Annotated in this window: 20 protein-coding genes; 10 read left to right on the plus strand and 10 right to left on the minus strand. The window is 74.1% G+C overall.

What is annotated here, in order from left to right:
* Positions 1 to 77: 77 nt before the first annotated feature.
* The 3 genes from IH61_RS0114465 to IH61_RS0114475 all read right to left on the minus strand — a co-directional run bounded on the left by IH61_RS0114465 (position 78) and on the right by IH61_RS0114475 (position 1,720).
* Positions 78 to 569, minus strand: a complete 492-nt coding sequence (locus IH61_RS0114465; RefSeq protein WP_051837031.1) for an HPP family protein — start codon at positions 567 to 569, stop codon at positions 78 to 80.
* Positions 570 to 704: 135 nt separating this feature from the next.
* Positions 705 to 1,304 (minus strand): DUF4328 domain-containing protein, encoded by a 600-nt coding sequence (locus tag IH61_RS0114470; RefSeq protein ID WP_031069559.1) that lies wholly within the window; start codon positions 1,302 to 1,304, stop codon positions 705 to 707.
* 107 nt (positions 1,305 to 1,411) lie between these two features.
* Positions 1,412 to 1,720 carry a hypothetical protein gene (locus tag IH61_RS0114475; RefSeq protein ID WP_031069562.1) on the minus strand — a complete coding sequence of 103 codons (309 nt, stop codon included), beginning with the start codon at positions 1,718 to 1,720 and terminating at the stop codon, positions 1,412 to 1,414.
* Between the two features lie 499 nt (positions 1,721 to 2,219).
* Between IH61_RS0114475 and IH61_RS0114480 the strand changes: the two genes are divergently transcribed.
* The 6 genes from IH61_RS0114480 to IH61_RS0114505 all read left to right on the plus strand — a co-directional run bounded on the left by IH61_RS0114480 (position 2,220) and on the right by IH61_RS0114505 (position 9,840).
* A complete protein-coding gene (locus IH61_RS0114480) occupies positions 2,220 to 2,885 on the plus strand; it encodes a DUF6461 domain-containing protein (protein WP_051837032.1) in 666 nt (221 codons plus the stop codon).
* Positions 2,886 to 3,027: 142 nt separating this feature from the next.
* A complete protein-coding gene (locus IH61_RS0114485; RefSeq protein WP_031069564.1) occupies positions 3,028 to 4,623 on the plus strand; it encodes an alpha/beta hydrolase in 1,596 nt (531 codons plus the stop codon).
* A gap of 82 nt (positions 4,624 to 4,705) precedes the next feature.
* Complete coding sequence (locus tag IH61_RS0114490) at positions 4,706 to 5,344, plus strand: disulfide bond formation protein DsbA (protein WP_324607601.1); 639 nt, start codon at positions 4,706 to 4,708, stop codon at positions 5,342 to 5,344.
* Between the two features lie 135 nt (positions 5,345 to 5,479).
* Positions 5,480 to 7,363: an ATP-dependent zinc metalloprotease FtsH gene (gene ftsH, locus IH61_RS0114495; protein ID WP_037972660.1), complete on the plus strand. Its 1,884-nt coding sequence runs from the start codon at positions 5,480 to 5,482 to the stop codon at positions 7,361 to 7,363.
* A gap of 197 nt (positions 7,364 to 7,560) precedes the next feature.
* Positions 7,561 to 8,403 carry an ammonia-dependent NAD(+) synthetase gene (gene nadE / locus IH61_RS0114500; RefSeq protein ID WP_031069570.1) on the plus strand — a complete coding sequence of 281 codons (843 nt, stop codon included), beginning with the start codon at positions 7,561 to 7,563 and terminating at the stop codon, positions 8,401 to 8,403.
* A gap of 117 nt (positions 8,404 to 8,520) precedes the next feature.
* Complete coding sequence (locus IH61_RS0114505) at positions 8,521 to 9,840, plus strand: glycosyltransferase (RefSeq protein WP_158844972.1); 1,320 nt, start codon at positions 8,521 to 8,523, stop codon at positions 9,838 to 9,840.
* A gap of 54 nt (positions 9,841 to 9,894) precedes the next feature.
* On the opposite strand, the gene IH61_RS0114510 is transcribed toward IH61_RS0114505, so the two are convergent.
* Positions 9,895 to 10,623, minus strand: coding sequence for a hypothetical protein (locus IH61_RS0114510; protein ID WP_051837033.1), 729 nt, complete (start codon positions 10,621 to 10,623; stop codon positions 9,895 to 9,897).
* Between the two features lie 373 nt (positions 10,624 to 10,996).
* Positions 10,997 to 11,449 (minus strand): DUF5997 family protein, encoded by a 453-nt coding sequence (locus tag IH61_RS0114515; RefSeq protein ID WP_031069577.1) that lies wholly within the window; start codon positions 11,447 to 11,449, stop codon positions 10,997 to 10,999.
* 58 nt (positions 11,450 to 11,507) lie between these two features.
* Between IH61_RS0114515 and IH61_RS0114520 the strand changes: the two genes are divergently transcribed.
* Positions 11,508 to 12,308, plus strand: a complete 801-nt coding sequence (locus IH61_RS0114520; RefSeq protein WP_031069578.1) for a LysR substrate-binding domain-containing protein — start codon at positions 11,508 to 11,510, stop codon at positions 12,306 to 12,308.
* 87 nt (positions 12,309 to 12,395) lie between these two features.
* Here IH61_RS0114520 and IH61_RS0114525 read toward each other — a convergent pair whose 3' ends face one another.
* Positions 12,396 to 12,632, minus strand: a complete 237-nt coding sequence (locus IH61_RS0114525; RefSeq protein ID WP_031069580.1) for a hypothetical protein — start codon at positions 12,630 to 12,632, stop codon at positions 12,396 to 12,398.
* 324 nt (positions 12,633 to 12,956) lie between these two features.
* Between IH61_RS0114525 and IH61_RS0114530 the strand changes: the two genes are divergently transcribed.
* The gene (locus IH61_RS0114530) at positions 12,957 to 13,535 is read left to right on the plus strand and encodes a DUF421 domain-containing protein (RefSeq protein WP_031069583.1); all 579 of its coding nucleotides are present in this window, start codon (positions 12,957 to 12,959) and stop codon (positions 13,533 to 13,535) included.
* On the opposite strand, the gene IH61_RS0114535 is transcribed toward IH61_RS0114530, so the two are convergent.
* Both IH61_RS0114535 and IH61_RS0114540 read right to left on the minus strand, forming a co-directional pair.
* Positions 13,532 to 14,281 (minus strand): rhomboid-like protein, encoded by a 750-nt coding sequence (locus IH61_RS0114535; protein ID WP_107057134.1) that lies wholly within the window; start codon positions 14,279 to 14,281, stop codon positions 13,532 to 13,534. The two genes, IH61_RS0114530 and IH61_RS0114535, sit on opposite strands and share 4 nt — an antisense overlap.
* Before the next feature lie 39 nt (positions 14,282 to 14,320).
* Complete coding sequence (locus tag IH61_RS0114540; protein WP_051837035.1) at positions 14,321 to 15,673, minus strand: cytochrome P450; 1,353 nt, start codon at positions 15,671 to 15,673, stop codon at positions 14,321 to 14,323.
* A gap of 374 nt (positions 15,674 to 16,047) precedes the next feature.
* On the opposite strand from IH61_RS0114540, the gene IH61_RS0114550 reads away from it, so the two are divergent.
* A complete protein-coding gene (locus IH61_RS0114550; protein WP_234327182.1) occupies positions 16,048 to 17,451 on the plus strand; it encodes an amidase in 1,404 nt (467 codons plus the stop codon).
* 542 nt (positions 17,452 to 17,993) lie between these two features.
* Complete coding sequence (locus IH61_RS0114555) at positions 17,994 to 19,271, plus strand: type III PLP-dependent enzyme (protein ID WP_234327183.1); 1,278 nt, start codon at positions 17,994 to 17,996, stop codon at positions 19,269 to 19,271.
* Here IH61_RS0114555 and IH61_RS0114560 read toward each other — a convergent pair.
* Both IH61_RS0114560 and IH61_RS0114565 read right to left on the minus strand, forming a co-directional pair.
* Positions 19,250 to 19,672: a MerR family transcriptional regulator gene (locus IH61_RS0114560; protein WP_063763201.1), complete on the minus strand. Its 423-nt coding sequence runs from the start codon at positions 19,670 to 19,672 to the stop codon at positions 19,250 to 19,252. The genes IH61_RS0114555 and IH61_RS0114560 overlap by 22 nt on opposite strands.
* Before the next feature lie 20 nt (positions 19,673 to 19,692).
* The gene (locus IH61_RS0114565; RefSeq protein WP_031069596.1) at positions 19,693 to 20,712 is read right to left on the minus strand and encodes an MDR family NADP-dependent oxidoreductase; all 1,020 of its coding nucleotides are present in this window, start codon (positions 20,710 to 20,712) and stop codon (positions 19,693 to 19,695) included.
* Positions 20,713 to 20,747 lie beyond the last annotated feature (35 nt).

Below are 20,747 nucleotides of genomic sequence, written 5' to 3' on the forward strand. Positions count from 1 at the left end.
GCGGGTGGGTTTCTCCTGGATTCCCCTGTGTTCCCCCGGGGTCCCTCAGGGGTGCGTACGAAGCCCGGCCTGCGCGTTCACCAGGACAGTGGGTAGCGGACGTGGTGTCCGCCGATGCGGCCGGGAAGCAGCCCGATCGCGACCAGCAGGCCCGTCGCCAGCAGGAGCAGCGGCAGGAAGGGGACGGGGTGCGGCGCCTGGAGCACGACGATGACGGCGGTCGCGGCGGCCGGGGAGTGCGGCAGGCGGGTGAGCATCATCGCGCCCAGCGCCAGCCCGGCGGCTATCGCCGCGCCCCAGGCGGTGCTGCCGGTGACGGCCAGGGTGGCAAAACCGATCACGGCCGAGAGCAGCTGGCCGCCCACCAGGTTACGCGGCTGGGAGATCGGCAGCCCGGGCGCGCCGTGCACCAGGGCCGCGCTGGCGGCCAGCGGCGGGATCAGCAGCGGTTGGTGGAGCAGGAACCCCACCCCGACCAGGATGAGCAGGGCGCCGATGGCGAAGACGGTCTCCCGCAGCGCGTGCAGGGGGTGGGGGCGGCGGTTGGTCGCGGGCTGCGGGGAAGGCATGGCGTGAGCGGCTCCGGGTGGGGGACGGGGTCCCGGAGATGATAGGCAGAATGTTGAGTAATTGGTGGGATGATTTGCCTGTCAGGCAAATCCGCTCGGAGAGGAGGGAGCGCCGCATGACCACCGGCGCCCCCCTCACGGGCTGACTGGCTCCCGTGCCGGGACGTCGGGCCATGCGGGCGGGAACTCCAGCGCCTCCACCTGGCGACGGGTGATCCGCTCGATGACCAGGACACCCAGCACGGAGTGGGCCAGCCCGATCGCCACGGCGGTGCAGACGGGCGCGCCCAGGTGGGAACCCGTCGTCGCGAGGTGCGCGACCGTGAAGGCGACACCCGCGCCGGCCCACGCGTGCACGAGCCCCGCCCCGCCCCGCACCCCGCCGGCGCGCCAGAGCCCCAGCGCGATCGGCCAGCGCAGGACGAGGTTCAGCCCGGGTATCAGCATGCCTGCCAGCGCCCAACCGGACCCGAAACGCTGCACGCCCGGGGCGAGCGCCTCCGCGTTCGCCCACGCCCGGCGGACCCAGACCGCGGTGAGCAGCAGGCCGATGAGGGTGAAGAGGGTGACCAGCACACCCATGACGCCCGTCAGCTTCTCGTGGCCCGGACCGAGGGTCGCCACTCGGCCCACCGCGTAGCAGAGCGCGGCCAGCACACCCACGACCTGGAGCCCGCGCGCAGGCTCGCGCGGATCCGAGGGCGGCCTGACCTGCCGCTGTGTCAGTTCCCCCATGTGCCAACCCCGTTCCGCCGATCGCCCTGCCGATGCGGAACGGACGCTAGCAGGCGGCACTGACACCCCGTGCAGCGACTGCGGTGCACGGGGTGCCGGATGCCGGGTCAGTGCACGGACTGCTGGTAGCAGGCGACGTCGTACTGCGACGGGGCGCCCGCGTTGTTGTAGGCGTTGCCGCCCGTGCCGCCGTTCGGTTGGGCGCCGAAGCCCGCCTCGTCGAAGGGGGAGCCGGGCGAGGATGCCGAGTGGCCCGGGGCCGAGACTCCGAGGGCAAGGAAGTCCTGGCAGGTCTGGTTCGGCGGACCGTGCGGACCAGGCGCCGGGTTGGCGAACGCGGTGGACGCGCCGCCGAGGCAGAGGAGACCGGCGAGCAGCCCGGTGGCCGCCGCGCGGACGGTGAGGCGTCCCTTCATGACGGGTGCCTCCCTGGTCGGGACGTACGCGGAACCGGCCGGCCCCGCGCCCCCGTTCGGAGGTACGCATCCGGGCCGCCCGGCGTTCAGCGGAGGGCGCCGGCCCGGGGGTTCCGTGGCCGAAGACCACCGAAGGCGGACCGTAGGCGCACAGCACTCGTCGAAGGCGCGATCGCTCTCCGCCCAGTCCTCGGCGGTCCCGATGAGGTCCGCGTACAGGCCCGCGAGGCCGCCGTGGGCGCCGGGGCGCCGAACGGCGGCGTTGAACCGGTCGAGCGGCCCGGGGCGCTCCGCCTCGGCGGGCGGAGCCTGTCGCGGGACGGCACGGCCGGGAGGCGGGCTGAACGGCGGCGCTCCCCAAGGGAGTTCGTGTGCCACCGTCCTCCGTCCGCCGGCCTCCGACCGCAGGTAGCTCGAGCGGCCACGGGGTGTCGGAGGTGTCGGCTAGGGTGCGGTGAGCCCGGCCGGTGGCGGCCGGCGCCAGGGGAGGGCGGCGGCGATGGGCGAGGTCGGGCAGGATGAGGGCGCGGGGGCCGGGCACGGCATCCGCTGGCTCGCCGAGGTCCGCTGGGACCTGGACGGCGTGGTGTTCGCCCGGGGCATCCCGCCGCTGGAGCTGGCCCGCCGGATGGGAGCCGACCCGGCCGTCGGCACGGAGCCGATCAGCGGCACCGAGGTGTGGGACCTGGACATCGAGTCGTACCGTCCCGGCGAGGACGGGGACGGCGTGGTCCGGGTCGGCGAGGCGGGCGGCTGGTCCTTCGCGATCGAGTACGGGGACTCCACGGGTGCCGACCGGCTCACCGAGATAGCCCGCGACGGTGTCGAGGTGGTGCACTACCGCCCGATGCCCGAGCACCCGCCGGCGATGTTCGACTACGCCCGCGACGGCGCCGCGGTCTGCGGCTTCGGCCTCGGGGAGGAGCGCTGGCGCTGGGGTCAGGAGCCCGACCTGCTGCTACCGGAGCTGGTGGCCGCCCGGGTGCTGGAGGTGGACGGGGTCACCTCCGTGGAGCGGGAGCAGGAGGAGGACTACGCGGCCGTGCGCACCCGCACCCTCGGCGTGATTGAGCGCCGGTTCGGCCTGGACCTGCCGCGGGCCGTCCTGGGCGAGCTGCTGCTCCCGGCGTACGCGGTGCGCGGCACCCCGGGCATGGGGCTGTAGGCAGTCACCACCCGTCACCCGTATGGCCGGTGACATGGGCTGCGGCGCACGCCCCCGGTCGGGCGCTGCCGGCGGGCGCGGGCGCGGCGGCGCCCCTAGGGTCGGGCCGGAACGATCACAGCCCGAGAGGTGGACCCGCCCCATGCACACCGCCGTCCGTGGAGCTCCGCGTGCACAGGCGCTCGGCGCGCTCGGCCTCACCGCCCTGCTGCTCGCCTCCGCCACCGGCTGCCAGGGCGGCAGCTCCTCCGCCGCCGAACCCGCGCCGACGCCCCCCGCGGCCACCACCTCCGGCGGCACCCTCGCCTGGCAGCAGCCGCTGAACTGGCACGCCTGCGCCGCGCCGACCACCGCCCAGGGCGGCGGAACCGCGCCCGCCGCGGACTGGCAGTGCGCCACGCTCAAGGCCCCGCTCGACCACGCCAAGCCGGACGGCCGCACCATCGACCTCGCGCTGATCCGCAGCCGCGCCAAGGACGAGCAGCACCGCCTCGGCTCGCTGCTGTTCAACTTCGGCGGCCCCGGCGCCTCCGGCGTCGCCACCCTGCCCGCCCTGGCCGGGACGTACGCCTCCCTCAACTCCCGTTACGACCTGGTGAGTTTCGATCCGCGCGGGGTCGGCGAGAGCGCCGGGGTGAAGTGCCTGGACGACAAGGCGATGGACGCCAACGCGGAGGTCGACGGCACACCCGACACCCCCGCCGGGGTCAAGGCGCTGGACGACGCCAACGCGGCCTTCACCGCCGCCTGCCAGAGCAACTCCGGCGACGTCCTGCCGTACGTCGACACCGAGAGCGCCGCCCGCGACCTCGACCTGATGCGCCGGGCGCTCGGCGACGCCAGGCTCTCCTACTTCGGCATCAGCTACGGCACCCAGCTCGGCGGCGTCTACGCCCACCTGTTTCCGGAGCAGGTCGGACGGATGGTGCTGGACTCGGTGGTCGACCCGACCAAGGACCCGCAGCAGTCCGCGCTGGGCCAGGCCCAGGGCTTCCAGCTCGCCCTCGACGACTTCATGAAGGCGTGCGCCACCGGCCAGGCCGCCGCCTGCCCGACCGGCGCGGGCGGCGCCGAGGGCACCGCGAAGGTCACCGACCTGCTGCGGAAGCTCCGGCAGGCCCCGCTGCCCACCACGGGCGGGCGGCAGCTGACCGAGAACCTCGCCGTCACCGGCATCGCCGGCTCGCTGTACAGCCAGGAGACCTGGCCCGCCCTGGCCGTCGGCCTCACCGAGGCGATGCAGAAGGGCTCCGGCGACACCCTGCTCCAGCTCGCCGACGCGCTCTCCGGCCGCGACGCCCAGGGGCACTACACCAACCTGAGCGCCGCCAACCGCGCGATCAGCTGCGTGGACGCCCGGCAGCGCTACTCCGACCAGGACGTGGAGAAGCAGCTGCCGCAGTTCCGCCAGGCGTCCCCGGTCTTCGGCGAGTTCACCGCCTGGGGCCTGACCGGCTGCACCGGCTGGCCGGTGACCGGGAAGACGGACCACCCCGAGGTCGCCGCCGCCGGTTCCGCCCCGGTCCTGGTGGTCGGGACGACGGGCGACCCGGCCACCCCGGTGGAGGGTGCCAAGGCGATGGCGGGCCGGCTCGGTACGGGCGTCGGCGTGAACGTCACCCTCCAGGGCGAGGGGCACGGCGGGTACAACACCGGGAACCCCTGCCTGCAGCGGACCGTGGACGCCTACCTGCTCGACGGGACCGTCCCGGCCGACGGCACCACGTGCGGCAGCTGAGATTTATTCCCCAAGTGGCCCACCCTGCGGTATCGCGATTGGCACTGTCGAGCGGACCACTCTGCCCGCTAGGCTCGCGGTCGTGACCAACGAAGACCTGAACACCGCGTCCGCCAAGCCCACCAAGGTCGACTTCTACTTCGACCCGATCTGCCCGTTCGCCTGGATCACCTCCCGCTGGATCCTCGAGGTCGAGAAGCACCGCGACATCGAGCTCAACTTCCGCGTGATGAGCCTGTCCGTCCTCAACGAGGGCCGCGAGGGCCTGCCCGAGCGCTACCGCGAGCTGCTCGACCGCGGCTGGGGCCCCGTGCGCGTCTGCATCGCCGCCGCCGAGCAGCACGGCCAGGACGTGCTGCGCGCGCTCTACACCGAGCTCGGCACCCGCTTCCACAACCAGGACCGCGCCGCGGACGAGACCGTGATCCGCGAGGCCCTGGTCGCCGCGGGCCTGCCGGAGGAGCTGGCCGACGCGGCCAACAGCACCGCGTACGACATCGCGCTTCGCAAGAGCCACCACGAGGGCATGGACCCGGTGGGCGAGGAGGTCGGGACGCCGACCATCCACGTCGACGGCGTCGCCTTCTTCGGGCCCGTCCTGACGGCGATCCCGCGCGGCGAGGACGCCGTGAAGATCTTCGACGGCGTGCGGCTGCTCGCCGGGTACCCGAAGTTCTTCGAGCTCAAGCGCACCCGCACCGGGGACCTGGACTTCTCCTGACCCCACCCGGCCCCGCCAGGGGGCCACGAAGGACGCCAAGGGCGGCCCGGCGAGCAGCGCCGGGTCGCCCTCGCCCGTTCCGGGGGCCGACCATGGAGACGGAGCCCCCTCGGCCCCGGGAGGCGGTGAGCGTCGATGGTCGCACCGAAACCGCCCACACCCACGCCCCCGTCCTCGACGCCGCCCACGCCCTCGTCGAACCTGCGGCGCTGGCTGCTGCCCGTCGCCGTCCTGGCCACCCTGCTCGTGCTGGTCCTCTTCTCCCGCCCCGGCAAGAGCGGCACCACCTACGGCTACAGCGACTTCCTCGGCAAGGTCGACGCCGGCCAGGTGCAGACCGTCAACGTCACCGACACCGGCGGCGTCAGCGGCACCCTCAAGGACGGCACCCACTTCACCAGCCAGATCCCCACCGCCCTGGACACCTCCCGCCTCAGCAAGTCCCTCGGCGACCAGCACGTGAACGTCACCGGCAGCCGCAGCAGCAGCGGCAGCTCCGTCTGGTCCCTCCTGCTGCTGTTCCTGCCGCTGCTGCTCTTCGGCGGGCTCTTCCTCTGGTCCGGCCGGCTGGCCGCGCGCTCCCTCGGCGGCGGGCTCAGCGCCATCGGCCGCTCCCGCGCCAAGATCATCGAGGCCGAGCGGCCCGCCACCCGCTTCGCCGACGTCGCCGGGTACGAGGGGGTGAAACAGGAGGTCAGCGAGGTGGTCGACTTCCTGCGCAGCCCCGAGCGCTACGCCGCCGCCGGGGCCAAGGGGCCGCGCGGGGTGATCATGGTCGGCCCGCCCGGCACCGGCAAGACCCTGCTCGCCCGGGCCGTCGCCGGGGAGGCCGAGGTGCCCTTCCTGTCGGTGACCGGCTCCGGCTTCGTCGAGATGTTCGTCGGCGTCGGCGCCTCCCGGGTGCGCGACCTCTTCGAGGATGCCCGCAAACGCGCGCCGTCCATCGTCTTCATCGACGAGATCGACGCCGTGGGCGGCCGGCGCTTCGGCGGCTCCCGCATCGGCGGCAACGACGAACGCGAGCAGACCCTCAACCAGCTGCTCTCCGAGATGGACGGCTTCGACCAGAGCACCGGCATCGTCGTCATCGCCGCCACCAACCGCCCCGACGCCCTCGACCCCGCCCTCCTGCGGCCCGGCCGCTTCGACCGGCAGGTCACCGTGCCGCTGCCCAACCAGGCCGAACGCGCCGCCATCCTCGCCGTCCACACCCGTGGCAAGACCCTCGCCCCCGACGTCGACCTCGACCGCATCGCCCGCGGCACCCCCGGCTTCTCCGGCGCCGACCTCGCCAACCTCGTCAACGAGGCCGCCATCAACGCGGTGCGCGCCGAGCGGGCCACCCTCACCGCCGAGGACTTCGACGCCGCCCGCGACCGGGTGCTCCTCGGCCGCCGCGAACCCTCCAACGCCCTGCTGCCCGACGAGCGGCACGCCGTCGCCGTCCACGAGTCCGGGCACGCCCTCGTCGCCGCGCTGTGCGAGCACGCCGACCCCGTCGCCAAGGTCACCATCCTGCCCGCCGGCGTCGCCCTCGGCGCCACCGAGCAGCTGCCCGAGGCCGAGCGGCACCTCTACAGCGAGGGCTACCTGACCGACCTCATCACCGTCCGGCTCGGCGGGCGGGCGGCCGAACTGGTCGTCTTCGGCGAGGGCTCCACCGGCGCCGCCAACGACCTCGCGGGCGCCACCTCCGTCGCCACCCGGATGGTCCGCGAGTTCGGCCTCTCCCCGGAGCTCGGCCCGGTCGGCTATGCCGCAGGCACCCCCAACTACCTCGGCGAGAGCCCCGAGGACCTGCTGCGCCGCCCCTACTCCGAGCAGACCCAGCGCACCGTCGACGAGGCCGTCGCCCGGCTGCTGCGCCATGCGGAGCGCCGGGCCGTGGACCTGCTGCGCGAGCACCGGGCGCAGCTGGACGAGCTGGCGCGGCTGCTGGAGGAGCGGGAGACGGTGGACGGCGCGGTGGTGCTGGAGATCCTGCGCAAGGGGCGGGGGAGGGGTGAGGGTGAGGGGTGAGTGGGAGCCCGCCGGGCACTACATCAGTAGTGGCACTACGCGAGTAGTGCCACTACTGATGTAGTGCCCGGGCCCGCGCGGGAGGGGTGGGAGCGCCGCCGACCGGCCCTGGCATACTCGCCGTCGTCAGGAGCGTGCGAGCGTGCGAGCGTCCAGGCGTGCAAGTGTCCAAGCGTGAGACCGAAAGACCGGGGTGCATGGTGTCCGGAACCACTGAGCTCGACGTCCAGCAGGAGATCGCCCGCGCCCTCGGCGTGACGGCGGTCGAGGACCCGGCGAAGGAGGCCGAGCGCCGCGTCGCCTTCCTCGTCGAGCAGGTCCGCGGCGCGGGCGCCCGCAGCCTCGTCCTCGGGATCAGCGGCGGGATCGACTCCACCACCGCCGGGCGCCTGTGCCGCCTCGCCGTCGACCGGCTGCGCGAGGAGGGCTACGAGGCCGAGTTCTGCGCCATGCGCCTGCCCTACGGCGTGCAGGCCGACGAGGCGGACGCGCAGCGGGCGCTGGAGTTCATCCAGGCCGACGAGGTGCTCACCGTCGACGTCAGGCCCGCGACGGACGCCGCCCTCGCAGCCCTGGCCGCCGCCGGGCTCACCTACGGCGACCACGCCCACGAGGACTTCGTCCGGGGCAACGTCAAGGCCCGCGAGCGGATGGTCGTGCAGTACGCGGCCGCGGGCGCCAAGGGCGGTCTCGTCGTCGGCACCGACCACGCCGCGGAGGCGGCCGTCGGCTTCTTCACCAAGTTCGGCGACGGCGCGGCGGACGTCGTCCCGCTCGCCGGGCTGACGAAGCGCCAGGTGCGCGCCGTGGCCGAGTCGCTCGGCGCGCCGAAGGAACTGGTCCGGAAGGTGCCCACCGCCGACCTGGAGGACCTCGACCCCGGCAAGCCCGACGAACTGGCCCTCGGCGTCACCTACGAGGAGCTCGACGACTTCCTGGAGGGCCGTCCCGTCAGCCCCGCCGTCGCGGAGACCGTCATCGCCCACTACCGCCGCACCGCCCACAAGCGCGTCCTGCCCGTCGGCCCCGTCCAGCCGTAGCCCCGGCCGCCGCCGGGTGCCGGGTCCCGCACCGGCCGGGTGACCCGCCTCAACGGCGGTGCCGTTCTCGGGAGATGACACGATGATCGGGACGACGTCCCGACCCGAGGAGCCCGAGTGTCCACCCGAGTGTCCAGGATCATCACCACCGCGATTCCCGCGCACGGCCACACCAGCCCGCTGCTCGCCGTCTCCGCCGACCTCGCCGCCCGGGGCCACGAGGTGGTCTTCCTCGGCGGCGCCCGGTTCGCCGGGGCGGCCGAGCGGGCCGGGGTGCGGTTCGTCGCGCTGCCGCCGGAGGCGGACTTCGACGACCGCGACCTGGACGCCGGCTTCCCCGCCCGGGCCGCCCTGACGCCCGGGCCCGAGCGGCTGGCCTTCGACGCCCGGCACATCTTCACCGACCCGATCCCGCACCAGTACCGGGCGCTGCTCGCCCTGCTGGAGGACTTCCCGGCGAAGGCCGTCCTCGCGGACGCCTTCGTGCAGGGCGTGCTGGCGCTGGCCCTGAGCCGCCCGAGGGCCGAGCGCCCGGCGCTGGTCGGCATCGGGGTGACGCCGCCGCTGCTGCCGAGCGTGGACACCGCGCCCTTCGGGCTGGCGCTGACGCCGCTGCCCGGCGAGGAGGGCCGCGAGCGCAACCGCAGGCTGCGGGAGGAGGCGGAGCGCCGCGTCGAGCCGCTGCAGCGGTACACGGAGAAGGTGTTCGACCAGCTGGGCGTACGCCTGCCCGAGGGCCCGCGCGGGCTGGCGCCGGTCACCGTGCCGGACCACTACCTCCAACTGACCGTGCCCGGCTTCGAGTACCCGCGCAGCGACGCCCCGGAGACCTTCCGGCTGATCGGCGCGCTGCCGGGCGCCGTCGGCATCGTCGGCGAGGAGCAGCCGCTGCCCGACTGGTGGGCGCGGCTGTCCGAGGGCCGTCCGGTGGTCGTCGTGACGCAGGGCACGCTCGCCAACGACGACCTCGGCGCGCTCCTCGCCCCGGCCGTCACCGCCCTGGCCGACCGGGACGTGCTGGTGGTCGCCGCCACCGGCCGCCCGGACGGGCCCCGGGAGCTGACCGAACTGCTCGGCGGACGGCTGCCGGACAACACCCTGGCCGCCGGGTACGTGCCGTTCGAGCGGCTGCTGCCGCTCACCGACGTGCTGGTCAGCAACGGCGGCTACGGCGGGGTGCAGAACGCGCTGCGCCACGGCGTGCCGCTGGTGGTCGCCGGGGCGAGCGAGGACAAGCCGGAGGTGGCGGCAAGGGTGCGCTGGGCGGGCGTCGGGATCGACCTGCGCACCGGCCGCCCGGAGCCCGAGGCCGTGGACCGGGCGGTCGGCGAGGTGCTCGAGGACGGCCGCTACCGCGAGCGGGCCCGCGCACTGCGCGAGGAACTGGAGCGGTACCGGCCGTTCGACGCGATCGCCGAGCTGGTGGAGTCCCTGTGAGGAGTCGCTGTGAGGAGTCCCTGCAAGGAGCTCTGCAAGGAGTCCCGGTAGGGGCTACTCGCCGTCCCCGTCCGGGGCCGAACTCGGCGCGGCGGCACCGGCCTTGGCGATGCCGAGCTTGGCCTCGGCCGTCGTCCAGTCGGTGGCGATCGCCTGCTGGGCGGCGGCCAGGGTGGTCTGGCCCTTGCAGATCGCCGTGTGGATGTGGGTCTCCACCGAGTCCTTCGGGTTGTTGGGGCCCTTGCCCGGCACGTGGTCGGGGGAGGGCGGCTGCACCCAGAGATTGCGCGGGTCGTTGGGGTCGCCGCCGAGCTGAAGGCTGATCAGGTGGTCGTACTCGGAGTCGCCCGTCGGCCCGGTGTAGCCGTAGGACTTGGCGTTCTCGGCCTTCTCCTTGCCGGTGATGTTCGCCGGCGGGCGGATGGTGGAGGTGTAGCCGCCCTGCTTGCAGATGGTGTCGATGATGTTGCCCTGGTTGACCGCCGGGCTGATCGCGCCGGGGGTGCAGTTCGGGTCGGGCAGCGGCTGCTTGTCGGCGGTGTAGCGGTAGTGGCAGCTGCCGGCCGCGGGCTGCGGCTGGACGTCGTACGAGCTCTTCGGGCCGGGCCCGGTCACGATCGCGGCGGCCTGCGCGGGCGGGGCGGCGGCCGCTGCCCCGGACTGGGCGGCGCCGGTCCTGGCGTCGGCCGGCTTGGCGCTGTGGCCGCCGGACGAGCAGCCTGCGGTGGCGGCGAGCAGGGCGGCCGCGGCTATGGCCAGGGCGGCGCGGACGGGAGCCGGCACGGGAGTTCCTCCAGGTCGTTGCGGTGTGACTGCACGACCGACCGGCGCTGGTCGACGGAGGCCGCGTCAGCGGACACTACCGTGTCGACAGGGCCGAAGGAGTGACGCCGTATCCGCTGACGGGACGGCGCGCGAGGGCCGGGGCGGGCGTACGGAATCGTTTCGCCACCCCTTCGTGCCCGACCCGTCGCCCGTGACACCCGACCCCGCCCCGCGTGTCGCGCTCACGACCAGCCGGGCACAGACGCGGGCACAGGCTCGGGCGCGCGCCTGGGCACAGACCCGGGCACAAATCCCGGCAAACGTCCGGGCACACAAAAGTGCCGACGTCCGTACGAAACGGACGCCGGCACTTTCAGCGCGGGAGGAGCGCTCAGCGGCCCTTCGCGGCCCCGGCGCCCTTGGTGGGCTTCTTGGCGCCCTTCTCGGCGGCCTCCATGGCGGCCTCCTTGGCGTGCTTCTCCTTGACGCGGACGGTCTCCTTGCGGACGTCCACCTGGTTGGCACGCTCGTGCTGGAGCCAGAGCGGGTTCTCGGCCTTGATCGCCTCGATCTGCTCGGTGGTGAGCGCCTCCGTCACCCCGCCGCGGGCCAGGCCCGAGATGGAGATGCCGAGCTTGGCGGCCACGACCGGGCGCGGGTGCGGGCCGTTCTGGCGCAGGTCCTGGAGCCACTGCGGCGGCTCGGACTGCAGCGCGTTCAGCTCCTCGCGGGAGACCACGCCCTCCTGGAAGTCGGTCGGCGCCGCGGCGAGGTAGATCCCCAGCTTCTTGGCCGCCGTGGCCGGCTTCATGGTCTGGCTGGTCTTCTGCTTGAGCGGTGTCATACGAACAAGGGTAAGGGAGCCGGCGGGCACTTCCGGTCACGATCGGTAGCCTTGCCCCGTGACAGACATGCAGGTGAACCCGTCGTTCCGGCTCGCGTACGTCCCGGGTGTGACTCCCGGCAAGTGGGTCGGGGTCTGGAGGGAACGGCTCCCGGACGTTCCGCTGGAGCTGGTGGCCGTGCCCTCCACGGACGGTGAGCGGACGGTGCGCGAGGGCGGGGTGGACGCGGGGCTGGTCCGGCTGCCCGTGGACAAGGACGTGCTCAGCGCCATTCCTCTGTACGAGGAGACGACCGTCGTCGTCTTCCCCAAGGACCACTGGCTCGCCGCGGCCGAGGAGGTCGCGCTGGAGGACCTGGCCGACGAGGTGGTCTTCCACCCGCTCGACGACACCCTTGGGTACACGGCCGGGACGCTGCCCGGCCGTCCGGCCGTCGAGCGGCCGGAGACCACGGCGGACGCGATCGAGCTGGTCGCGGCCAATGTCGGCGTGCTGCTCGTCCCGCAGTCGCTGGCCCGGCTGCACCACCGCCGCGACCTCACCTACCGGCCCGCCCCGGAGGCGGCCCAGTCGAAGGTGGCGCTGTCCTGGCTGCAGGAGCGGACCACGGAGCTGGTGGAGGAGTTCATCGGGATCGTCCGGGGCCGTACGGTCAACAGCTCGCGCGGGCGCGGGGCCGGGCAGCAGCCGGCCGCCCCCGCCGAGCAGCGGGCGAAGAAGGCCGCGGCGCCGCGCAGGTCGCAGTCGTCCGGCAGCCAGGCCAAGGGCGGCCAGGCGAAGAAGGGCGGCGCGCCCCAGAAGGCCCGCGGCGGAGCGGCGGCCCCGAAGGGCCGGGGCAAGCCGAAGCGGCGCGGATAGCCCTGAGGGCCCGCCGCGGCCGACCTCCTCGGGGAGGCCGACCGCGGCCGTTCCTGCCCGGCCACCGGGTGCCGGTGGCCGGCCGGCTCAGTAGAGGATCGCGGAGAGCCGCGCCAGGCCCGTCTCGGTGGTGGTGTCGCAGAAGTAGGCGATGGCCTGGTGGCTGTTGACGTACGCCTGGCCGGCCGCCTGGCAGGCGGCGGCGGTCGGGTAGATGCCGATGTAGGTGAAGGTGGAAGCCTGGGCGGTCGGGGCGGCGATCAGGGTGCCGCCGGCCACGAGCCCGGCCACGGCCACGGCGGAGAATGCCTTGCGAAGCGACATGAGTGGTCTTCCTCCCATTGGCGTGCGCAGGGTCCACGCCCCTGCGCTTCGCCGAGGAGCCTCCTCCGAATGTGAAGGCAGGGCAATGGTAGAGACCAATTCCGACCGGAAGTCATGTGGTGATTCCGTGTCGGTGCAGGTCACGGCCTCGACCGACGGGCTGATGATCGGCTTCCGGACAGTTCTTGCAATGTCCGGACCCTGACAGTTCGTCGACCTCCGCCGGCTGCGGAAGCCTGCCGACCTCCACAGCGGGACGGCGGGACGGCGGGACGGCGGTACATTCGGCGCGTTTCCCGGTGGACCCTCGGAAGGAGCACGGCCGTGTGGCATGACCTGGTGGTCGTCCAGATCCCGATCGTGGAGAAGATCCTGCGCACGATCGCGGTCTACGCGTTGCTCCTCGTGCTGTTCCGCCTCGCGGGAAAGCGCGGGCTGGCAGGGCTGAACACCTTCGACATGGTGGTCGTGTTCCTGCTCTCCAACGTGGTGCAGAACGCGATCATCGGCAACGACAACAGCCTGGTGGGCGGCGCCATCGGGGCCGTCACCCTGATCGTGGTCAACTCCGGTGTCACCCGCTGGCTGGCCCGGGACCCGCGCGCCGCCCGCCTGCTGGAGGGCAGCCCCACCACCGTCGTGCGCGACGGCAGGCTGGTGCCCGGGGCGCTGCGCGAGCTGGCGCTGCGCCCGTCCGAGCTGGAGCACGCGATCCGGGTGCAGAACGGCGACGACGTCAGCGGCGTGGCCCGCGCCCGCCTCGAGCCGGACGGGCAGCTGCTGGTGACCCTGAAGGCGGCCGAGCAGTCCGCCACCCGGGGGGACGTGGAGGAGCTGCGGCAGCGCCTGGAGTCCATCGAGCGGCTGCTCGCCGCCCTCACCGAACAGCGGGGCAGGAGCTAACGCGCTTCTGCCGCTTCTGCTGCCTCGGCCGCCTCCGCCGCCTCGGCCGTACGGGCCGTGCGGGCGCGGGCCCGGGCGGTGGCGGCGGCCAGGGCGAAGCCGAGGGCGGCCGCGAGGAGGTGGCCGACGGTGGTGAAGTCCGGCAGCGGGCCCGGCCACTCCGAGTCGCCGCTGAGCGGCCAGGCCACCACGAAGGCCGCCCACGGCAGGCGGGCCCAGCGGGGGACGGCGAGCACGGCGACGGCGAGGACGGTCTGCGCGCCGTAGCTGATGCCGTAGTCGGAGGCCGCGCGGACGTCCTCGGGGTACCAGTCCCGGTGCAGGGCGAACAGGATGACCACGGCGGTGAGCAGGGTGGCGAGCACGTGCCCGCCGAGGAAGACGCCGAGCGCCCGCAGCGAGCCCCAGCGGCGCTCGACCCAGGCCAGGCAGCCGCAGACGCCCAGGCCCAGGGTGATCAGGGTGCCGCCGAAGCCGGGGTCGGTCACGTCGGTGAGCGTGCCGTCGTACAGCAGGGCGCTGCCGATCATGGCGCGGACGGGGTGGTCGGGCAGGTTGTCCAGGTTGGTGCTGACGTACGCCCGCAGGTCGTCGGCGCGCTCGGGGGAGAGGAAGTCCTGGAGCCAGAAGTGGCCGACGGCCAGCAGGAGGACGAAGCAGAGGGTCAGCGGCGAGCGGCGCGGATACGTCCGCAGGAAGCGGAGCAGCCGGGGCAGGGGCCGACGCCGCCCATCGGGTGGGGTCATGTCCGGCACGCTACCGGGTGACGCTCCCTGGGGGCCGGATCACCTGACCCGGCGGGCGAGGGTGGCGGTGAAGGGGCGGGGGGTCATCGAGGCCCGGCGGGCGGGGCGGACGGGGCGGCCCGGGGTGGGGGTGAGCGTCCAGCGGGAGGCGATGGTGGCGAGGGCCAGGCAGGCTTCGGCGGTGCCGAAGGCGTCGCCGATGCAGCGGCGGGCGCCGAGGCCGAAGGGCAGGTAGGTGCCGGGGGCGGGGCGGGTGATGGTGAGCCAGCGGTCCGGGTCGAAGCGGTCGGGGCAGGGGTAGAGGTCGGCCCGGCGGTGCAGCAGGTGGGGGCTGAAGAGCAGGGTGGTGCCGGCGGGCAGGTGCCGGCCGGCGAGTTCGGTTCCGGTGGTGACGGTGCGGCTGAGCAGCCAGGCGACGGGGTACAGCCGCAGGGTCTCGGAGACGACGCGCGCGGTGAGCGGCAGGTGGGGCAGGTCCTCGTGGCGGGCGCGGCGGCCGTCCAGGACGGTGTCCAGTTCGCTGTGGAGGCGCTCGCGCACGGCCGGGTTGGCGGCGAGCAGCGTCCAGGCCCAGGAGAGGGTGGCGGCGGTGGTCTCCATGCCGGCGAGCAGGAAGGTGACCACCTGGTCGTGGATCTCGGGGTCGGTGAGGCCCCGCCCGTTCTCGTCGAGGGCGCCGAGGAGCATGGAGAGCAGGTCGTGGTGGTCGGTGCCGTCGGCGCGGTAGTCGGCGATCAGGCGGCGGGTGACCTCCGTCATGTCGCGCCGGGCGTGGCGGAAGCGCAGGTTGCCGGGGGTGGGCAGCCGGTCGACGCCGGGCAGCGGCAGCATCATCCGGCGGGCGACGCCGCGCGAGATCTCGTCCATGCAGCGGTGGACGGGCAGTTCGCCGGCGCGTTCGTGCGCGGCGAAGAGGCAGCGGGCGGTGACGGCGGTGGTGAGCCGGTACATGGCGGCGGGCACGTCGATGACGTCGCCCTCGCTCCAGGGGGCGGTGGTGGCGTCGATCTCCTCGGACATCAGCGCGGCGTAGCCGGGCAACCGGCCGCGCTGGAAGGCGGGTTGGAGCATCCGGCGCTGTCGGCGGTGGGCGGCGGCCGGGCAGGTGGCGAGGCCCTGGCCCATCACCTCGCGGGCCTTGTCGAGGATGACGCCGCCCTTGTCGAAGGTGCGGTCGTCGGTGAGCAGGGTGCGTACGAGTTCGGGGTGGCAGACCACGTACGCCTCCAGCGGGCCGAGCCGCAGCCGGACGAGGTCGCCGTGGGCGGCGAGGCCCGCGACGAACGCGTACGGGCGGCGGAGGAACGCGAGGGTGTGCCCGAGGAGTGGGAGCGCGCCGGGGGCGTCGGCGGTGGTGAAGTGCGGTGCGGTGGGTGTGTGCGGGAGGGGCACGGGCGTTACCTCGGGGCGCGGGATCGGGCGGATGCACGGGCGGGATCGGTTCGTACTCGGGATCGGTTCGTATTCGGGGTCGGGCCGGACTTGGGATCGGTTCGTGCTCGGGGTCGGCTCGTACTCGGGGTCGGTTCGTGCTCAGGTGCATTTCCCGGAGCGCGGCCGCGAAACGGGGGCCGACGGGCGGCCGGAGTGAGCGCGGGGGCGCGGGGCGAACTTCCGTGCGCCCTCGGCGGGCGGGGTCTGTGCGGCGCGCTGCCCGGGCCCTAGACTGCGGAGCCGCGCGAGACTACCCGTCAGTAGCGATCGTCGGCCCTGCGCGTCGCGCGGCGGGAGGCCGACGGGAACCGGAGTGGGGAATGGGAGTGGGGATGAGCGAGCAGCGGGTCCACGCCTTCGCCGACGACGCCCTCGGCGCGCACGACGCCGTCGCCCTGGCCGCCCTGGTGCGCTCCGGTGAGGCCGACCCCCGGGAGCTCGTCGCGGCCGCCGTCGCCCGCGCCGCCCGGATCGACGCCGCGCTCGCGCCCCTCGCCCACGACTCCGGCGACCGGCCCCGGATCAGCCGCGAGGGCATCCGGGGACCGCTGTGGGGCGTGCCCACCTACCTCAAGGACAACGTCGACCTGCGCGGAGTGCCCACCGCCATGGGCAGCGCCGCCTTCCGCGCCCGCCCGGCCCGGCGCAACTCCCGCTTCACCGACCAGTTCCTCTCCACGGGCCTCGCCGTCCTCGGCAAGACCCGGCTGCCCGAGTTCGGGCTCAACGCCTCCACCGAGTTCGCCGCCGCCCCGCCCGTGCGCAACCCCTGGAGGCCGAGCCACTCGGCGGGCGCCTCCTCCGGCGGGTCGGCCGCCCTGGTCGCGTCCGGAGTGGTGCCCGTCGCGCACGCCAACGACGGCGGCGGGTCCATCCGCATCCCCGCCGCCTGCTGCGGACTCGTCGGCCTCAAGCCCACCCGGGGCCGGCTGGTCGCCAACGCGCAGGGCGGCAAGCTGCCGATCGACCTGGTGACGGACGGCGTGCTCACCCGCTCGGTGCGGGACACCGCCGCGTTCTTCGCCGCCGCCGAACTCCACCACCGCAACCCGGAGTTGCCGCCCGTCGGGCACGTCCTGCGGCCCGGGATGCGGCGGCTGCGGATCGGCCTGGTCGTGGACTCGCCGATTGCCGAGGCCGACGGACCGACCCGCCGCGCGGTCGAGGAGACGGCCGCCCGCCTGGAAGCCCTGGGCCACCACGTCGAACCCATGACCCTGCCCTTCGGGGAGGAGTTCTCCCGCGACTTCATCTCCTACTGGGGCTACATCGCCTTCGCCATCGCCGTGAGCGGCCCGCTGATGCTCGACCCGAGCTTCCGCATGAGCCGCCTCGACGGCCTCACCACGGGCCTGCGGCGCCACTTCCAGTCCGAGTACCGCCGCACCCCGGGCGTGCTGCGACGGCTGCGCCGGGCCGAGGCGGTGTACGCGGGGATCTTCCACCACCACGACGCGATCCTCTCCCCGGTCCTCGCCCACACCGCCCCGCCCCTGGGCCACCTCAGCCCCAACGTCCCCTTCGAGGAGCTCATCGAGCGCCTGCAGCGCTACGTGGCCTTCACCCCGGTCAACAACGTCACCGGCGGCCCCGCCATCACCCTCCCCACCGGAGCCACCCCCGAGGGCCTCCCCATCGGCATCCACCTCTCCGCCGCCCACGGCCAGGAACGCCTCCTCCTCGAACTCTCCCTCGCCCTCGAGGAAGCCCACCCCTGGCGCCGCATCCAGGACTAGGGCCTGTCAGCCCACGGCGACGGTGTGGGCGGAGTGGACCTCGTGGTGGAGGCGGGCGGTGCGAGGCGGGGGCGCAGTCCCGAGGTGCGCCCTCGCGGGCGGGCGCGCCAACGGCGGAAGGCGGGGTTACGGTTCAGTTCTTTCCGCAGTTATGTCAATTACGGAAACATATCCCGGCTTATGTCCGGCGACGAAACATAAAGAACCCGCGAGTGGGTCGGTGAACCGCCGGGATTTCCCAATCGGTAACCAGTGGGAAAGGGTTGACACCATTAGTTGGTCTAGTCCAACGTAGGGAGCGCGTGGTCCGACGAGTGCTGAGGCAAGGTAAGAGGCCCTGTCGGACGGGCGAGTTGGCCACCTGAGGCGTCGGCAGTCGACGCCCGGGGCCGACGGCGGGATGGAATGTGTGCGGACCGGGCTTTCAGCGAGCGGTCCCCATTCCGGAGACGCCGCCGAGCGGTCGTCGAGGGCTCGCCGCATCCGCACGCACGCGCCCAGGAAAGCGCTGCGTCGACTACGAACGATGGAGTGGCAACCACGTGACACGCCTGACCGCGACCACCACCATGACCACCCACCGGGCCCCGGCCGCCCACCGGGCGCCGACCGCCCACGTCACCGTCCACAGCACCGTCGCACCGAACGCCGAGCGGCACGACCGCACCGCCCTGCGCGCCGCCCTCGAGGCCGCCACCGACGACCGGATCGTCTACGACCTCGACGGCATCGCCCGCCAGTACGCCGACATGCTCGCCGAACTGCCCGGCGTGGCCGTCCGGTTCGCCATGAAGGCGTGCCCGCTGGACGAGGTGCTCGCCCGCCTCGCCGCCCTCGGCTCCGGCTTCGACGCGGCCGGGCCCCAGGAGATCGACCAGGCCCTGCGCACCGGCGTGCCGCCCGAGCTGATCCACTACGGCAACACCGTGAAGTCCGACCACAACATCGCCGAGGCGTACCGGCTGGGCGTGCGCGACTTCGCCACCGACAGCCTGGAGGACGTCGCCGCGATAGCCGAACACGCCCCCGGCTCCCGGGTGTTCTGCCGCATCGCCACCACCGGCGACGGCGCCCTGTGGGGCCTGAGCCGCAAGTTCGGCTGCTCGCCCGAGGACGCGCTGCGCGTCATGGACGCCGCCCGCACCCTGGGCCTGGTGCCCTCCGGCCTGAGCGTGCACGTCGGCTCGCAGCAGTTGACCGCCGAAGCCTGGACGGCCGCCGTCGACTCGCTGGAGGAGGTGCTGGAGGCCCTCAACTGGCGTGGCATCAGGCCCGATCGGATCAACCTCGGCGGTGGCCTGCCCGCCCTCGGCGTGCTCGACCGGCACGGCCGGCCCCTGGAGCCGCCGCTGGACAGGATGTTCGCCGCCCTGCGCGAGGGCATGGCCAGGCTCAGCGGGGTCAGCGCCGTCCCGCTGGAGTTCCTCGTCGAACCCGGCCGCCACCTCGTCGCCGACCACGGCGCCATCCGCGCCCACGTCGCCCGGCTCTCCTCCCGCCACCAGCTCGACGGCACCCGCCAGGAGTGGCTCTACCTCAGCTGCGGCAAGTTCAACGGCCTGTACGAGATGGACCAGTTGCAGTACCGCCTGGAGTTCCCCACCCACCCCGGCGGCCAGTTCGTCAACGCCGTCGTCGCCGGCCCCACCTGCGACAGCGACGACGCCTTCGACGAGGAGGACGGGCGCGTGCGGGTGCCCCGCGCCCTCGCCTCCGGCGACCCGGTGTGGATCCACTCCTGCGGCGCCTACGCCACCGCCTACGCCACCCGGGGCTTCAACGGTTTCGAGCCGCTGCCCTACACCTGCGTGGGCGGCTGAGAGATCCCCCGGACCTCGCCCCGCACGTCCGTTCCCCCCGTCGCGGCGTGCCGGGCGAGCCGCTCCCGCTGGGCCGTCAGCCGGGCGATCTCCGTGTCCAGGGCGGCCAGCCGGGCGGTGATCACCGGGGCGAAGGTCTCCGGCCCGGCGGTGCCGGAGCAGCGGCGCGGCGGGTCCTCCAGCAGGCCGTCGAGCCGGTGGACGCGGCTGGCCAGGTCGTCCACCGTCAGCCCCACGGCCAGCAGTTCGCGGATCACCCGCACCCGGGCGACCTCGGCGGGGCCGTACTCGCGCTGCCCGGAGGCGGAGCGGTCCGGCGCGGGCAGCAGCCCGCGCTCCTCGTAGAAGCGCAGCGCCCTGGGCGTGGTGCCCGCCGCTGCCGCCGCGTCGCCGATCCGCATCCCGTACCCCCTGTCGTGCGTCAGAGCTCCACGATCGTCGCCCCGAACCCGCCTCCGGTGAACAGTCCGCTCAACGCGCCGGGCGCCCGATCGATGCCCCTGACCGCCGTGTACGGGAAGGTGATCCGCCCCTCGCGCAGCCAGCCGCCCAGCCGCTCGCGCCACTCGGCCTCCAGGTCGGGGTGGTCGAGGATCGTGAAGCCGCGCAGGCTCAGGCCCAGGGTGCTGATCCGGAAGGTGTCGACCACCGCCGGAGCGTCACCGCCCCGGCGCGCCGGGTCCAGCTGTCCGGCGATCGCACCGGCCAGGGCGAAGCGGGCGCCCCGGCGCGCCGCGCCCACGGCGGCGGTCAGCTGCTCGCCGCCGACCAGGTCGAGCACCACGTCGAGGCCCTCCGGCGCGGCCTCGGCCAACTGCTCGGCGAAGGGGCGCCCGTCGGCCACCAGCACGGCGTCGTAGCCGAGTCCGCCGACGAGCCGCTCCGCCCGCTCCGGCGAGCGGGTCGTGCCGATCACCCGGCTCGCGCCCAGCAGCCGGGCGATCTGGCCGGCCATCGAGCCGACCGCGCCCGAGGCGGCCGTCACCAGCACCACGTCCCCCTCGCGCACCCCGGCGGTGCGCGTCAGCGCGCCGTACCCGGCGGAGGCGGCCGAGACCAGGGCGAGCGGCTGCGGGAACCCGGGCTCCACCGGCGTGAACTGCGCGGCGTCCGCGACCACCGCCTCCCGCCAGCCCGCCAGGTGGGTGACCAGGTCCCCCGGGCGCAGCGGCCCGTCCTCCGGCGCGGCCAGCACCTCGCCCAGCGCGGGGCCGAACAGGGCGTCCCCGGCGCCGAGGTGCATCATCGGCAGGTTCTCGCCCCCGCCGCTGATCAGCGTCCGCAGTCCGGGGAAGACCAGGAACGCCCGGTTGCGCACCAGTACCTCGCCGGGCCCGGGCGCCGCCAGCGCCTCCTCGGCCACGGTGAAGTCCGAGGCGACGGGCAGCCCCTGCGGCCGGGACTTCAGCCGGACGACACGGGCGGTGCTGGGCAGGGCCATGAGGGTGCTCCTTCAGGCAGGGCGGCGGCGGCCGG

Origin of the sequence: Streptomyces sp. NRRL WC-3742 (genome assembly GCF_000720635.1) — a bacterium.
GTDB lineage: Bacteria > Actinomycetota > Actinomycetes > Streptomycetales > Streptomycetaceae > Kitasatospora.